A 14,555-nucleotide genomic window follows, 5' to 3' on the forward strand; every position below is an offset into this window, starting at 1 on the left:
ATGAACCTGCGCACGCTCCAGTTGTCGCAAAGGGGGAGCCTAACCGTATGAATCCGGACCTGCTGTCCGCCAATGTCTCCATGGCCTTGATGGTCGTTCTGGCCGCCGCGCTGCTCGCGCATCTGAGCCAGTTCGCCGGGCCGAACCGTTTTCTCCATCTCGCGCAGGCGGCCACCGCGGCCGGCTTGCTGTGCCTGCTCGGCATGAACGCCTTCGGCTGGAGCTTCCTCCCGCGCGAGGCGCTCATGATCTTTTTCGCGGCGCTCTTTGTCGGCGTCGCGGCCGCCGCGCTCATGGCGCGCGCGCGGCGTCGCGCGGCGGAGTCGTCGTGGCGCGGACTGCTCATCGAGATGGCCGCGATGGCCTATATCTTCGCGCCTATCCGTTTCTGGAAGCCGCCCCTTTCCGCGCTGCTGATGATCTTCTTCCTGCTGGAGCTGCTCCAGCGCCTCAAGGGCTCCGAGCCGGTCGTCGCAGACGCCGCTGGCCAGCCGAGCGGCCGCCCGCCCCTCTTTCCGCCCAGGCGCGTGCGCGGCGCGCGCGAATTCGCGCTCGCGGCGGCGGCGGCGGCCATGGTCTATGTCTTTGCGATGGGAACGGCGAAACAGCCGGTTGTCGCGCCTGCCCCGGAACAGACCAGCACGGCCGAGCCCGCCGCTGAACAGCCCGTCGAACAGTCGGCGCCCGCTGACGCGCAACAGAGCGCCGAAGCGACGACACAGGCCCAGCCCGAACCGGCGCCCCCGGCCGCGCAACCCGCGCCGGAAACGCCCCCGCCGCCGAAAACCTACACGGCCTCGGCAGGCGAAACGCTGAGGTCGATCGCCCGCAAGCTCTCTGGCAAGGCTGAAAACTGGCGAACGCTCGCCGCCGCCAATCCCGGCGTGAAGCCGTCCGCCAAACTGAAGGCGGGCCAGCTCATCAAGCTGCCACCGCCGCCGGAGGTCAGGCCGGAGTGATCGTCTCGCGCTCCGTCATCAAGAAATCGAGCCGCTGGTCGTGCGGCTCGGTGGGAACGCGGTCGGTCTCCTGGCAGGAATAGGCGACGCCGATGGCGGCGATGGATTTCCTTGCGCGCAACTGCGAGAGGGTGGCGTCATAGATGCCGCCGCCGTAGCCGAGCCGGAAGCCATGGCGATCGAACGCCGCCAGCGGCGAAAACAGAATATCAGGGTCGCGCGCCGTCCTGTCCTCGGCGGGCTCGGACAGGCCGAACGGCCCCTTGACCAGATCATCGCCGGGCGTGAAATCGCGGAAGACCAGCGGATGCCGCACCTTGTGCATCACCGGCAGGGTCACGTGATAGCCGCGCGCCGCAAGCGCCTCGATCAGCGGGCGCGTGTTCAGTTCGCTGCGAATCGGCCAGTAGACCGAGACGATCGGCGCGGCGCCAGACGTCCCGGCAAGCCTCTCGACCAATGCGAGGCCCCGTGTCGCCACGGCGACGGCGGCCTCATGGGCTTCGTGCGGACTCACGAGATCGCGCCGCGCAAGCGCATGCCGGCGCAGATCGGTTTTCGGATCGGTCATTGAGAGCAAGCCAGAAAGCGAAAGATGTGAAAGCGCGGGCCACATGAGCCGTGGGACATCGATCCCGGGAAACCTACAACGTAGGTGGGCGCCATTTGGCCAAGCCCACGGGCAAGGCCAGGGACAGCTCCCTTAAGGATCGATAAGGCCCCGGGGAAAAAAGTCCTGCACGCACCCCGCAGCGCCGCATTCGTTATTTAGCGCAGCGCGCGGCGTTGCGCCAGCGCGCTCAGGCGTATTCGAGCTCCGCCGGCGTCTCCTCCGGCTGCGCCCGCATGTCCAGCGGCATGCGCTTGATCCGGGTCATCGTGAACAGGCCGAAGGGCGGAAGCAGGCGCCGTTCGACGAGTTGCATGTCCGCGCGCTGGTCGACCCAGTCGCCGATGATCGACCACGGGAATTGCGGACGCCACCCCAGACGCGGCGCGACATGGCGGTCGAGCCAGGTTTCCAGAATGGCGAAGGGATCGTCCTTGCGGCTGATATGGTTGACGAGGATGATCTCGCCGCCCGGCCGCACCACGCGCGCCAGTTCGTCGAGCATGGCTTCGGGCTCCGGCACCACGGTCAGCACATAGGGCGCAACCGCGCAGGCGAAGGAGCCGTCGGCGAAGCCCATGCGCGTGGCGTCCATCTTGTAGAGGCCAACGACGTGACGCAGCCCGGAGCGCTCGACGCGCTGGGCGGCGCGGCGCAACATGTGTTCCGAGAGGTCGACGCCGTAAACCTGGGTGTGCGGCTCGAACATCGGCAGTTCGAGGCCGGTGCCGACGCCGACGTCCAGAATCGGCCCGTCGAATTTCGACGCCGCTTCGGCGAGGGCGCGGCGGCCAGGCCGGAACACCGCCGTGAAGGTCAGATCGTAGATCGGGGCCCAGCGCGCATAGGCCTGCTCGACATCGCAATTATCGAGCGTTTCGGAGTCGCGGGTGTAATCTCTCGCTTCGCTCATCTCGGCGCCCCTCGCGCGGTTGCGGCGCGCGGCGTCGGCGCCATGACTGAAACACTTTGCCTGGCAGGCTCCACAGCGGCGATGAAACCGCCGCCGAGCACGCGGGCGAGGTCATCCGCCCGATCGTAAAACACACAGGCCTGCCCCGGCGAAACGCCAAACTCGCCTGCGGCGAACACCACGGTCGCCTCCCTGCCCTCGCGCGCGATGAGGCGGGCGGGCACGGGCGGGCGGGTCGAGCGGACGCGGGCCATGATGTCGATCCCCTGCGGCGGCAATTGGCAGAACTCGCCGGGGCCGATCCAGTTCACATCGCGCAGCGCGACGGCGCGCGTTTCGAGCGCCTCGCGCGGGCCAACCACGACCTGCGCGCGGGCGGCGTCGATGCGCACCACGAAAAGCGGCTGGGCGTCGCGGCCCGCGATGGCCGCGCCGAGGCCGAGCCCGCGCCGCTGGCCCACGGTGTAATGGACCACGCCCGCATGGCGGCCGAGCACGCGGCCGTCGACATGCACGATCTCGCCGGGGACGACCGACTCGGGAGCGAGCTTCTGGACCACGTCCGTGTAGCGGCCGCTCGGGACAAAGCAGATGTCCTGGCTGTCGGGCTTGTCGGCGACCTCCAGGGAGAAGCGGCGCGCCATCTCGCGCACCTCCGCCTTGGTGTAGTCGCCCAGCGGAAAGCGCAGCATTTTCAACTGTTCGCGCGTGGTGGCGAAGAGGAAGTAGCTCTGGTCGCGCGAGGCGTCCCTGGCGCGGTAGAGGGCGCGGCCGCCCTGCCCGTCGTCGCGCGAGGAGATGTAATGCCCGGTCGCGAGCACATGCGCGCCGAGGTCCTTCGCCGTCTCGAACAGGTCGGCGAATTTGATGAACTGGTTGCAGGCGATACAGGGAACGGGCGTCTCGCCGCTGGCGTAGGAGGCGGCGAATTCGTCGATCACGCGCTCCTGGAACTGGCGCTCGTAATCGAGGACGAAATGCGGAATTCCCAGCCGCGCCGCGACCGCGCGGGCGTCCTGAATGTCCTGACCGGCGCAGCAGGCGCCCTTGCGATGGGTCGCCTCGCCATGGTCGTAAAGCTGGAGCGTGACGCCCACGACGTCGTAACCCTGCTCCTTGAGCAGGGCGGCGACCACGCTCGAATCGACGCCGCCCGACATAGCGACGACGACGCGCGTCTCACCGCGGGACGCCGGCAGGGTCGGCAACTCGTCCGAAGCTAGAGAGCAGAGTGTCATTTTCGAGGAGGATACGCCTTTGAGTGACACGAATCCGACAGTCCCGCCCGGGGGGCCCCATAGCCGGCAGACTGACATTTAGAGCAAGATGCGTCCGCGACGCAATCGCATCTGCGAAACAACCCCGGCGCATCCCTCAGGGCGGGGGCGCGGCCCGCATCTCCTCGAAGGCCGCGAGCGCCCGCGCGCGGGCCCGCGCATGGTCGACGATCGGCCCCGGATAGGTTTCGCCCAGCCTCACGCCCGCCCGGCGCAGGACATCCGCCGGCGCCTCCCAGGGTCGGTGGATCCACCGCGCCTCCAACTTCGCGAGCTCCGGCACGTTGCGGCGGACATAGTCTCCCTCGGGGTCGAATTTTTCGCCCTGCAACACCGGGTTGAACACCCGAAAATAGGGAGCCGCGTCGGCGCCGCAGCCGGCGACCCACTGCCAGCCGCCGCTGTTGTTGGCGAGATCGGCGTCGACGAGCGTGTCCCAGAACCAGCGCTCGCCCACCTGCCAGGGAAGCAGCAGATGCTTCACCAGAAAGCTCGCCGCCACCATGCGCGCGCGATTGTGCATGTAGCCCGTGCGCCACACTTCGCGCATGGCGGCGTCCACGAGGGGATAGCCCGTCTGGCCCCTTTGCCAGGCCGCGAGCGCGGCCGGATCGTCGCGCCACGGAAAGGCGCCGAAGCGCTTGTCGAGCGCGCGTTCGGGCATGTCCGGGTTGGCGACGAGAAGATGATGGCAGAACTCGCGCCAGCCGAGTTCGCGAAGATAGGGCAGGCCCGCCTCGCCCGCCGCCGCCATGACCTCCGCCCAGACGCGACGCGGCGAGACCTCGCCGAAATGCAGATGCGGCGACAGGCGCGAGACGCCCTCCCCCGCCGGGAAGTCGCGCGCGACCTTGTAGGCCCCCACACGCGTCGCCGCGAATTCGACGAGCCGCCGGCGCGCGTCCGCTTCGCCCGGCCGCCAGCTTTCCCGGAGACCCTGCGCCCAGTCGGGCTTCGTCGGCAGCAGCCGCCAGTCCGCGAGCGCGTCGCCGCCGGGCGCGGGCGCGGCCGTCATCGCCTTCGGCGCCGGCAAGGGCGCGGCCGGGCCGCCCGTCGCAAGACACGCCCGCCAGAACGGCGAGAAGACCTTGAAGGCGTTGCCCTGCCCATTGCGCAGACGCGACGGCTCGAAGAGCAGCGCGCCATTGTCACTCTCGACCGTCAGCCCGCGCGCGCGAAGGTTCGCCTTGATCTCGCTGTCGCGGCGCATGGCCCAGGGCTCGTAAAGCCTGTTCCAGTAGACGCCCGCCGCGCCGGTCTCCTCGATCAATCCCTCAAGCACGAATTCCGCGCGGCCTCGCCGCAGCGTCAGCGGAACGCCGAGACGCGCGAGATCGGCCCCGAGCGCGGTCAGGGAATGGTGCAGCCACCAGCGGCTCGCCGCGCCCATGCGCCACGGCCCGGGGCTGTCGTCGTCGAGCGCGTAGAGAGCGACCAGCGGCGCGCCCGAACGCGCCACCGCCACGACCGCCGGATTGTCGTCGAGACGAAGATCGTTGCGAAACCAGACGATAACCGGCCTGGCCATCCGGGCTGTCCTGCTATCGCCGCGCGTGACGGACTCCATAGAAAACGTAGATCGCGATCCCCACAATCGTCCAGATCAGCAGCCGCAGCCAGGTGTCAAGGGGCAGAGCCAGCATCAGCGCCACGCAGGAGAGAATGCCGAGCGCCGGCATCACGGGAATGCCCGGCGCGCGGAAGGGCCGCTCCAGCTCCGGATGCATCCGGCGCAGATACAGCACCGAGAGGCAGACGAGCGCGAAGGCCGCCAGCGTGCCGATGCTGACCATCTCGCCGAGGATGTCGATCGGGAACAGGCCCGCCGCCAGCGCCACGACCACGCCGACAAGGATCTGGCTGACGGCCGGCGTGCGATAGCGCGGATGCAGGCGCCCGAAGATCGCGGGCAGCAAACCGTCCTGCGCCATGGTGAAGAAGATGCGCGTCTGCCCGTAGAGCAGCACGAGAATCGCCGTGGTGAGGCCGGCGAGCGCGCCGAATTTCACCACCCAGGCCAGCCAGGCCACGCCGGTGCGATCCATGACCAGCGCCATCGGGTCCGGCACGCCGAGCTCCTTGTAATTCACGACGCCTGTCGCCACCGCCGCGACCGCGACGTAAAGGATCGTGCAGATGATGAGCGAGCCGATGATCCCGATGGGAATGTCGCGTTGCGGCGAATGCGCCTCCTGCGCGGCGGTCGAAACCGAGTCGAATCCGACATAGGCGAAGAACACGACCGAGGCGCCGCGCGCCACGCCGCTCCAGCCATAGACGCCGAAATCGCCGGTGTTCTCGGGAATCAGCGGCGTCCAGTTGGCCGTATTGACATGCGCGGCGCCGAAGAAGATCACCATCAGCACCACGGTCACCTTGATGGCGACGATGACATTGTTGAACGTGCTCGACTCGGAGGTGCCGCGAACGAGCAGCGCCGTCAGCAGCAGGATGATCGCCGCGGCCGGGACATTGAAAAGCCCATGCGTATCCTGCGCCGTGCCGAAATAGGCGTTGGTGAACTCCGGCGGAATGCGAATGCCGAAGCCCTGCATCACGCGATTGAAATAGCCGCCCCAGCCGACGGCCACCGTCGCCGCGCCCGCCGCATATTCCAGGATCAGGTTCCAGCCGATGATCCAGGCGAAAATCTCGCCGAGCGTAATGTAAGTATAAGTGTAGGTGCTGCCCGAGACCGGAATCAGCGCGGCAAGCTCCGCATAGCACAGCGCCACGAAGGCGCAGGCGAGTCCCGAGAGGACGAAAGAGATCATCACGCCCGGCCCGGCGTAATTCGCCGCCGCCGTTCCGGTGAGCACGAAAATGCCCGCGCCGATGATTCCGCCGATGCCGAGCGACATGAGCGAGGCCCAGCCGAGCGCGCGCTTCAGACCATCCGCGTCATTGCGGGCTTCATGCGCCTCGATGATGGCGTGGACGGATTTGCGGGTGAGATAGACTTTCTTTGCCATGACGACAGCCAAGGGATCGCCCTTTCGCTTGGCGCGCGCCGGGGCGCCGCCACGGGGAGAAAACACGTTGCGATTATGGTTGCAGCGCAAAAAGATACAAGCCGAAAAGGCTCGACCGTCACTGACCTCACCCACTCGCCCGCAGGCCGGCTCCAGACCGGGTTCACATGCGCCCGCGCGTCGCATGGTCGAGCACGATGGCCGCCACCCGCGCGCTTGGATGGCTCCCCGCCCCGAGCAGCCGCGCGCGAATGCGGGCAAAAGCCGCGATCTGGGCGGCGCGGGTCTTGCTGGTCTCGTCCAGAAGCGGCGTGAGCGCTTGGGCAAGCGCCCGCGGCGTCGCCGCCTCCTGGATGAACTCGGGAATTGCGTTCTCTCCGGCGATGAGATTCGGCAGCACGATGGACGGGACCGTCACCATGAAGCGCAGGAGCGCCTCGGGCGCCGAGACCCTGTAGGCGACCGCCATGGGCGTCCCGGCGAGCGCCAGCTCCAGAGTGGCGACGCCGGAAGTGGCGAGCGCCGCCCGCGCGCGCCGGAACGCCGGATACTTCTCTTCCTGCGACAGAAGACGCGGCGTGATCGGCCAGCCGCGCAGCGCCTCCCGCAGCACCGCCTCCATGTTCGGCGCGACGGGTATGGCGACGTCGAGATCGTCCCGCTCGCGCAGGAGCCGCGCGACGACCTCCCCATAGAGCGGGGTCATGCGCCTGATCTCCGCGCGGCGCGAGCCCGGCAGGACAAGAAGCAGCGGCCGCCCGCCGCGCCTGGGCGCGGGTTTCAGCTCATCGAGCCGTTCGACGAGCGGATGGCCGACATAAACGCAGCGCGGACCCCCGAGCCGTTCATGCGCCTCCGGCTCGAACGGCAGGAGCGCCAGCACGCAATCCACATAGGCCCGCATCCGGCGCGCACGTCCCGGCCGCCAGGCCCAGACCGTCGGACTGACGTAATCCACGATCGGAATGTCCGGGCGGACGCGCCGGACCTTGCGCGCGACGCGATGGGTGAAATCGGGACTGTCGATGATGACGAGACAATCCGGCCCGGCGTCGATGACGGCTTGCGCGGTTTCATGGATGCGGGCGACGAGTTTGGGGAGCCGCGCGAGGACTGGCGCAAGCCCCATCACGGCGATATCGGTCAGCGGAAACAGCGAGGCGAGCCCCTCCCCCGCCATCGCCTCGCCGCCGACTCCCGAAAACTCTATGGCGCGACGCGCCTTGCGCAGCGCGCGCATGAGCGATGCGCCCAGCGCGTCGCCCGAAGCCTCCCCGGCGATGAGAAAGATGCGCGGCGTCACGCCGGCGCGGCCCGCCGGCGCGGCGCGCAAAGCGGACGCTGCGACGGCGCTCGCAGAAAATCGACGAGCTGCGCGACATCCGCGTCGCCGACATGCGCCGCTGCGATCTCCGCGAGCCTGACGTTCAGGGCGCGCGGATCGGCGGCAAGGAAGAGCCGCCGGAAGACGGCCTTGAGACGGGCGATGCGCTCGGCGGAAAATCCCCGCCTTTGCAGTCCGATCACATTGATGCCCGACAGATGGGCGCGATTGCCACCGGCGAGGCCAAACGGAATCACGTCTCCCTCGACGCCCGCGAGGCCGCCGACAAAGGCATGCGCGCCAATGCGGACATTCTGATGCACGGCCGTCGCACCGCCGATCGAGGCGTGATCGCCGATCTCGACATGGCCGCCCAGCAGCACCTGGTTGGCGAGGACCACGCCGTCCCCGATCCGGCAATCATGGGCGACATGCGAATAGGCCAGAAAGGCGCAGCCGTCTCCGACGCTGGTCTGGACGCCCGCATGGATGGTGACGCCTTCGCGAATGACGCAATCGGCTCCGATGCGGAGAGCCCCTTCCGACAGCCCCGCCTTCAGATCCTGTGACGGCGCTCCGACCGAGACGAAGGGAAAGATGCGCGCCCGGGCGCCGATGACCGTGCGTCCAGCGACGACGACATGCGAGTGCAAAACGGAGCCCGCCCCGATCTCGGCCTTCGCGCCGATGTGGCAGAACGGCCCGATGATGACGGAGTCGGCAAGCCGCGCGCCGGCTTCGATGATCGCGCTCTGGTGAATCGTCGCCGTCATCCGGCAGCTTGCGTCAGACGCCCATCATGGCGCTGATCTGCGCCTCGCAGACGAGTTGCCCGTCCACCAGCGCGCGGCCCTGATACCACCAGATGTTCCGCTTCTGGGCGGTCTTGGTCATGTGGAACTCGACGCGGTCGCCTGGACCCACCGGCTTGCGGAATTTCGCGCCGTCGATCGTCATGAAATAGACGAGCTTGGGACGCTCGGTCTGGCCCTGCGCGCGCATGACGATGACGCCCGCCGTCTGCGCCATGGCCTCGACGAGCAGGACGCCGGGCATGACCGGCCGCTCGGGAAAATGGCCCATGAACTGGGGTTCGTTGATCGTGACATTCTTGACGCCGACGCAGGACTCGTCGCCCCGGATGTCAATGATGCGATCGACGAGCAGAAATGGATAACGATGCGGCAGAAGGCGCATGATTTCGAGAATATCCGCGCTTTCCAGCGTCGCGCCGGCCTCGGTCCCAGACATATGTTTCCCCCTTCGTGACGATGGGCGTCTGCCGCGCCCGCAGGGGTCTTTTATATCGCCTCATCGGGCTTGTCGCGCCGCCCGTCGGCATTCCCGGCGGTTACGCCGCGGCGGCCCGGACAGACAAGGGTTGGTCAATCCCGCTTCTGCTCCGCCGCCTTGCCGGGTCTGTCGCGCCGGGCCATCTGGTCGAGCAGCGCCTCGCCGCGCAGAAAGCGCTTGAGGTGCCGCGCCGGGGCGCCGCCATAGCGCGCGCCGGCGGGGACGTCTCGCATGACCCCCGATTTCGCCGCGATCGCCGCGCCCTCGCCGATCTTGAGGTGACCGCCGATCGCGGATTGTCCGCCGAGCACGACATAATCCCCGATCTCGCAGGAGCCGGCGATCCCGGTCTGGGCGACGATGGCGCAGAAGCGGCCGATCACGACATTGTGGGCAATCTGGACCAGATTGTCGATCTTCGACCCCTCGCCAACGATCGTGTCGCGCGTCGCGCCGCGGTCGATGGCGGTGTTGGCCCCGATCTCCACATCGTCCTGAATGATGACGCGGCCGAGCTGGGGCGTCTTCAGCCAGCCCTTGTCGCCGCGCGCATAGCCGAAACCGTCCTGCCCGAGGCGCGCGCCGGGGTGAATGATGACCCTGTCGCCGATCAGCGCGCAGATCACGCTGACTTGCGCGCCAATCGAGCAGTCGCGCCCGATCCGAACCTCGGGGCCGATCACCGCCTGCGGCCCGATGACCGTTCCCGCGCCAATTTCAGCGCCGGGGCCGATCACCGCACCGGGGTCGACCGTGACTCCCGGCTCCAGCCGGGCTTCGGGATGCACGACCGCGCTCGGAGAGACGCCCCTCGCCCGGAACAGCGAACCGGGCCGCAGCGCCTCGGGGAAAAGCTTCGAGGCCGCCAGCGTCATGGCGCGCTGCGGGTCTTCCACCAGCAGCCCGATGATCCGCCGGGGCAGCAGATCGGCGTCGCGCGGCCGCAGAAGACAGGCCGTCGCGCGGCAGGAGGCCAGCGCATCCGCATAGCGCGGCGAGGCGAAAAAACAGAGATCGCCGTGATGCCCCGCCTCCAGCGGCGCCACTCCGGTGATGACCGGCTGCGGGGCCGGTTCGGCGGCGTCGCGGATCGAGGCGGCCGTGATTTCGGCGATTTCCGCCACGGCATAGGGGCGGGAGAGGTGGAAGAAGGCCGCAACGCTCATGTGAGCCGCTCGCCGGACGCTGGACACAAAAAAACGCGCCGGGCGGAGTCCGCCCGGCGCGCCGTCAAATCCATCAGAAGTTCGCGCCGCCGGAGAAGCGGAAGTTCTGCGTGATGTCGGACTGGGCCTTCGACGTCACGACCGCGTAGTCGAAACGGATCGGGCCCATGGGCGAATTCCACAGAACCGACGCGCCGACGGACGAGCGAACCCGGAAGCCGTTGGACGCCGGCGTCACGCAGGTGCCCTGACCGAAGCCCGCAGCCGGCGTATAGGCCGGGACGCAGGGAAGGCCCGCAGGGCTGTAGTTGGTGCGGCCCTGATAATTCCAGAGGCTGCCGGCGTCGGCGAAGAGCGCGCCTCTCAGGCCCAGATCCTTCGGCACGCCCCACAGCGGGAACTGCACTTCCGCCGACGCGCCGACATAGTCGGTGCCGCCCAGCGAGTTGCCCATGCGCGCGTTCCAGGTGGTGTAGATGTTCGAGTCGCGCGGACCGATGCCGCCCGGCGCGAAGCCGCGCACGAGGCTCGGACCCAGGTTGAAGTTGTCCTGGATGCGCGGATGGTAGCCGCCGAAGGGCGTCAGATTGCCGCCCTGGGCGCGCACGATGCCCACCACGTCGTCGATGTAGGGGATTTCGTGGAAGTAACGCACGTCGCCGGTGGTGCGGAGGTAGCGGGAATATCCGCCGAGACCCGCCCCGTCCTGGCTCAAAGTGGCGAGCCAGCCGTTATGCGGATTCCGGAAGTCGTCGATCGTGCTGTAGTTCAGCGAGTAACCGATCGAGGAGGTCAGGATCGAGCCCTGCGATTCCTTGATGGCCAGCGACGCCTCGCCGTTCGACATACAGTTGTAGAACAGGTTCGGATAGCCCTGATCCGCCGGGAAGAAGGGCGAGAAACCGGGGGTGATCGGCGTCGGAACGGTACAGTCGTTGTACGGCTTGCTGATCGTGTTCGGGATCGAGATCGTCGTCTGATACAGCGAATAGCGCGGCGACAGGCTGAGCTCGTCGGTCAGCGGGATGCCGAAGCGGATCGTGCCGCCGACCGAGGTCGAGGCATAGATCGAATAGCTATAGGCGTCCTGCCGGCGGGCGAAGAGGTCGAAGCCGGCGGAGATGCGCTGATCGAGGAAGTACGGCTCGGTGAAGCTGAAGTTCACGCCGCGCGCGATCTGGCCCGCCTGCACCGACAGACGGACGGCCTGGCCGCGGCCCATGAAGTTGCTCTCCGACACCGACACTTCCGCGATGAAGCCCTGGTTCGTCGAATAGCCGCCGGAGACGCCGAAGTTGCCGGTCGGCTGGTCCTCGACGTCGACATTGAGGACCACGCGGTCGGGCGACGAGCCCGGCTCGTTGGTGATCTTCACCTTCTTGAAGTAGCCGAGACCATTGAGGCGGCGCTCGGCGCGATCGATCAGGACGCGGTTATAGGCGTCGCCCTCGCCGAGGTCGAACTCGCGGCGAATCACATAGTCGCGGGTGCGGGTGTTGCCGCGAATGTTGATGCGCTCGATGTAGACGCGCGGGCCTTCGTCGAGCACGAAATGGATGGAGACGGTCTGCGCGGCGGGATTGCGCTCGCCGCGGGGGCGCGCCTGGGTGAAGGCGTAGCCCTTCTTGGCCGCCTCGCGAGTCAGCGCCTCGACCGTCTTCTCGACGGCGTCGCCGTTGTAGACGTCGCCCGGGGAGACGCGGAGCAGACCGTTGAGATCGGCGCCGTTCACGTCGGGCAGATGCGATTCGACGTCAACCGAGCCCACATGGTACTGCGGGCCTTCCTCCACCACGATGGTGATGACGTAGCCGCCCTGGGCCGGGTCGAACTGGGCGTCGGAGCTGACGACGCGGAAGTCGGCGTAGCCGTTCTTCAGGTAAAAGCGCCGGACCAACTCCAGATCGGAGGCGATACGATCCGGATCGTAGACGTCGCTGGTCTTGATGAACGACAGGAAGTTCATTTCCGTCGTCTCCATCATGCCGACGAGACGGCGCGTGGAGTAGACGTTGTTGCCGACGAAGCGGATTTCCTTCACGCCGGTCTTGTCGCCCTCGACCACCGTGAAGACGACGTCGATTCGGCCATTCGGCAGCTCGACGGTGCGATAGGTGATCTTGGCGGCGGCGCGGCCGGCGCGGCGATAGATTTCCATCATCCGCGCGACGTCGGCCTCCGCAACCTGCTGGCTGTAGGCGGAGCGGGCGCGCGTGCGCAGCTCGGGCTGGAGATTCTCGGTCTTCAGCTTGCTGTTGCCCTCGATGACAACGCGATTGATCTGGTTGCCTTCGGTGACGCGGATGAGGACGTCGCCGCCCTTGCGGGTGGCTGAAACCGTTGCGAATCGACCGCTTTCGCGCAGCGCCTCGAGGCCCTTGTCGATCTCCTCGGGGCTGCTTCCCGTGAAGTAGGAGCGAACCGTTTCCGCATCGACGCGGGAATTTCCTTCGACGACGATTGCGGCTGACGCGGGCGCGGAAAAGGCCAGAAACACCGTCAGGACGGCGATCCAAATGGACGAAGATTTCCAAATGCCGCTGGTGGATTGCATGTAAAGCAGGTCCTCGTCGCAACTATCCGCCGCCCGGAGCGCGGCTTGAAAGATAACCAAATGCGTTGGCGATCGGCGCCACGCCGGGGGGTCCACCGAGTCTTCTACAGGGTTTACCCTACCCTGCAAACGCAGAATAAAATCTGTTCGGCCAATTTGTCGAAGGCGTGGCGCTAAAGCCACGATTCATGGTCACCAAATGGTAAAAGCCGATGAAAAATGGCCATAAAAACGCAAAACCGCGGCCTGTGGCCGCGGTTTCGCCGTAAAGCCGCCAGACCTGCGCGCCGACTCAGGAGGCTCCGCCCGCGAGCCGCTCGATCAGCCGCGCGAGGTCGTTGTAGGTCGAGAAGATCATCAGCGTCCCCACCATGGCGAGGCCGAGCCGGAAGGCGACCTCCTGCGCGCGCTCGTTCAGCGCCTTGCCTCGGATGGCCTCGATTCCAAAGAACAGAAGGTGGCCGCCGTCCAGCAGCGGAACCGGGAACAGATTGAGCAGACCGACCGAGACGGACAGCAGCGCGATGAGGTTGAGGAAGGGCGCGAGGCCGACCTTCGACGCCGCCTGCGCCATCTCGCCGGAAATCTGGGCGATGCCGATGGGGCCTGAGAGCTGGTCGGCGCTCTCGCGGCCGGTGATCAGGCCGCCGATATAGGACCCGGTCCGCCCGATGATCTGCCAGGTCTCCTCGACGGCGAGGCCGAGCGACGCGACGGGACCGTACCGCTCTTCCCGGACGTCGGCCGGCGCGGTCGAGGCTTTCAGCCCCAGCATGCCGATGCGCACCTTGCCGACGGCGCTCGAAACCTCCCGCCAGGCGGGCGTGGCGGGGAGCGTCACGTCGCTGTCGCCCCGGCGGACGACGAACAGGAGGCGCGTGTCGGCGGAGCTGGAGACGATCTCCTGCATTTTGGAAAAGCTCGGGATCGGAACGCCGTCGATGGTGAGAATGAGGTCGCCGGCCTTGAAGCCCGCGGCTTCGCCCGCCCCGCCCGCGACGACCGAGCCGACGCGCGGGGCGAGCAGGGTGCGCCCGTAAACCGCGAAAATGCCGGTGAAAATCGCGATGGCGAGGAGGAAGTTGGCGAACGGCCCGGCGAAGACGATGGCGGATCGTTTCCAGACCGGCTGGGCGGCGAAGGTCACGGCCCTCTCGGCCGCCGGCATGGCGGCGACGCTCTCAGGGTCGGGAACGCTCGCGCCATTGGCGTCGCCATGAAACTTGACGTAACCGCCGAGCGGAATGGCGGCGATGCGCCAGCGCGTGCCGTGGCGATCCACCCTGGCGTAAATCTCCGGCCCAAAGCCGATCGAGAAGGCGTCGACCTTCACCCCGCACCAGCGGCCGACAATGAAGTGGCCGAATTCGTGGATGAAGACGACGACGCTCAGGACGATGACGAAGGGGACGACGTAGAAGGCAAAAGTCGTCAGCAGATTCATGGCTTTGTCGCCTCCAACGCTTCACGCGCGCGCATCCGGGCGA

12 protein-coding genes and 1 other RNA gene are annotated in these 14,555 nt (G+C 67.4%); 1 reads left to right on the plus strand and 12 read right to left on the minus strand.

Features of this window, described 5'->3' with window-relative positions; genetic code table 11:
- The first annotated feature begins 47 nt into the window (after window positions 1-47).
- Window positions 48-959: a LysM peptidoglycan-binding domain-containing protein gene (locus tag ACR652_RS26500; protein WP_434509475.1), complete on the plus strand. Its 912-nt coding sequence runs from the start codon at window positions 48-50 to the stop codon at window positions 957-959.
- On the opposite strand, the gene ACR652_RS26505 is transcribed toward ACR652_RS26500, so the two are convergent.
- The 12 genes from ACR652_RS26505 to ACR652_RS26560 all read right to left on the minus strand — a co-directional run bounded on the left by ACR652_RS26505 (window position 946) and on the right by ACR652_RS26560 (window position 14,512).
- On the minus strand, window positions 946-1,530 hold the full coding sequence (locus ACR652_RS26505; RefSeq protein WP_434509476.1) for a 5-formyltetrahydrofolate cyclo-ligase: 585 nt from the start codon (window positions 1,528-1,530) through the stop codon (window positions 946-948). The two genes, ACR652_RS26500 and ACR652_RS26505, sit on opposite strands and share 14 nt — an antisense overlap.
- A gap of 33 nt (window positions 1,531-1,563) precedes the next feature.
- A non-coding RNA gene (gene ssrS, locus ACR652_RS26510) (6S RNA) lies at window positions 1,564-1,718 on the minus strand.
- 41 nt (window positions 1,719-1,759) lie between these two features.
- The gene (locus ACR652_RS26515) at window positions 1,760-2,482 is read right to left on the minus strand and encodes a class I SAM-dependent methyltransferase (protein ID WP_434509477.1); all 723 of its coding nucleotides are present in this window, start codon (window positions 2,480-2,482) and stop codon (window positions 1,760-1,762) included.
- A complete protein-coding gene (mnmA, locus tag ACR652_RS26520; protein WP_434509478.1) occupies window positions 2,479-3,720 on the minus strand; it encodes a tRNA 2-thiouridine(34) synthase MnmA in 1,242 nt (413 codons plus the stop codon). The genes ACR652_RS26515 and mnmA overlap by 4 nt, the downstream gene beginning before the upstream one ends.
- Window positions 3,721-3,856: 136 nt before the next feature.
- The gene (locus ACR652_RS26525) at window positions 3,857-5,287 is read right to left on the minus strand and encodes a cryptochrome/photolyase family protein (RefSeq protein WP_434509479.1); all 1,431 of its coding nucleotides are present in this window, start codon (window positions 5,285-5,287) and stop codon (window positions 3,857-3,859) included.
- A 13-nt stretch (window positions 5,288-5,300) separates the two neighbouring features.
- On the minus strand, window positions 5,301-6,731 hold the full coding sequence (locus ACR652_RS26530) for an amino acid permease (RefSeq protein ID WP_434509480.1): 1,431 nt from the start codon (window positions 6,729-6,731) through the stop codon (window positions 5,301-5,303).
- 163 nt (window positions 6,732-6,894) lie between these two features.
- Window positions 6,895-8,064: a lipid-A-disaccharide synthase gene (lpxB, locus tag ACR652_RS26535; RefSeq protein WP_434509481.1), complete on the minus strand. Its 1,170-nt coding sequence runs from the start codon at window positions 8,062-8,064 to the stop codon at window positions 6,895-6,897.
- Window positions 8,031-8,828, minus strand: coding sequence for an acyl-ACP--UDP-N-acetylglucosamine O-acyltransferase (gene lpxA, locus ACR652_RS26540; RefSeq protein ID WP_434509482.1), 798 nt, complete (start codon window positions 8,826-8,828; stop codon window positions 8,031-8,033). Before lpxA ends, lpxB begins: the two co-directional genes overlap by 34 nt.
- 13 nt (window positions 8,829-8,841) lie before the next feature.
- Entirely contained in the window at window positions 8,842-9,306 is a 465-nt protein-coding gene (gene fabZ / locus ACR652_RS26545) for a 3-hydroxyacyl-ACP dehydratase FabZ (RefSeq protein ID WP_434509483.1), read from the minus strand.
- Window positions 9,307-9,440: 134 nt separating this feature from the next.
- Window positions 9,441-10,514, minus strand: coding sequence for a UDP-3-O-(3-hydroxymyristoyl)glucosamine N-acyltransferase (gene lpxD, locus ACR652_RS26550; RefSeq protein WP_434509484.1), 1,074 nt, complete (start codon window positions 10,512-10,514; stop codon window positions 9,441-9,443).
- 73 nt (window positions 10,515-10,587) lie between these two features.
- A complete protein-coding gene (gene bamA, locus ACR652_RS26555; protein ID WP_434509485.1) occupies window positions 10,588-13,068 on the minus strand; it encodes an outer membrane protein assembly factor BamA in 2,481 nt (826 codons plus the stop codon).
- Between the two features lie 292 nt (window positions 13,069-13,360).
- Window positions 13,361-14,512 carry a M50 family metallopeptidase gene (locus tag ACR652_RS26560; RefSeq protein WP_434509486.1) on the minus strand — a complete coding sequence of 384 codons (1,152 nt, stop codon included), beginning with the start codon at window positions 14,510-14,512 and terminating at the stop codon, window positions 13,361-13,363.
- Window positions 14,513-14,555: the final 43 nt, after the last annotated feature.

The sequence above is a fragment of the Methylocystis sp. genome, from assembly GCF_051061225.1.
Classification (GTDB): Bacteria; Pseudomonadota; Alphaproteobacteria; order Rhizobiales; family Beijerinckiaceae; genus Methylocystis.

Coding starts and splice junctions, on each gene's coding strand:
- ACR652_RS26560 (WP_434509486.1), bottom strand. CDS start 14,512: ATGAATCTGCTGACGACTTTTGCCTTCTACGTCGTCCCCTTCGTCATC.
- ACR652_RS26515 (WP_434509477.1), bottom strand. CDS start 2,482: ATGAGCGAAGCGAGAGATTACACCCGCGACTCCGAAACGCTCGATAAT.
- mnmA (WP_434509478.1), bottom strand. CDS start 3,720: ATGACACTCTGCTCTCTAGCTTCGGACGAGTTGCCGACCCTGCCGGCG.
- ACR652_RS26530 (WP_434509480.1), bottom strand. CDS start 6,731: ATGGCAAAGAAAGTCTATCTCACCCGCAAATCCGTCCACGCCATCATC.
- fabZ (WP_434509483.1), bottom strand. CDS start 9,306: ATGTCTGGGACCGAGGCCGGCGCGACGCTGGAAAGCGCGGATATTCTC.
- ACR652_RS26505 (WP_434509476.1), bottom strand. CDS start 1,530: ATGACCGATCCGAAAACCGATCTGCGCCGGCATGCGCTTGCGCGGCGC.
- lpxA (WP_434509482.1), bottom strand. CDS start 8,828: ATGACGGCGACGATTCACCAGAGCGCGATCATCGAAGCCGGCGCGCGG.
- ACR652_RS26500 (WP_434509475.1), top strand. CDS start 48: ATGAATCCGGACCTGCTGTCCGCCAATGTCTCCATGGCCTTGATGGTC.
- ACR652_RS26525 (WP_434509479.1), bottom strand. CDS start 5,287: ATGGCCAGGCCGGTTATCGTCTGGTTTCGCAACGATCTTCGTCTCGAC.
- bamA (WP_434509485.1), bottom strand. CDS start 13,068: ATGCAATCCACCAGCGGCATTTGGAAATCTTCGTCCATTTGGATCGCC.
- lpxD (WP_434509484.1), bottom strand. CDS start 10,514: ATGAGCGTTGCGGCCTTCTTCCACCTCTCCCGCCCCTATGCCGTGGCG.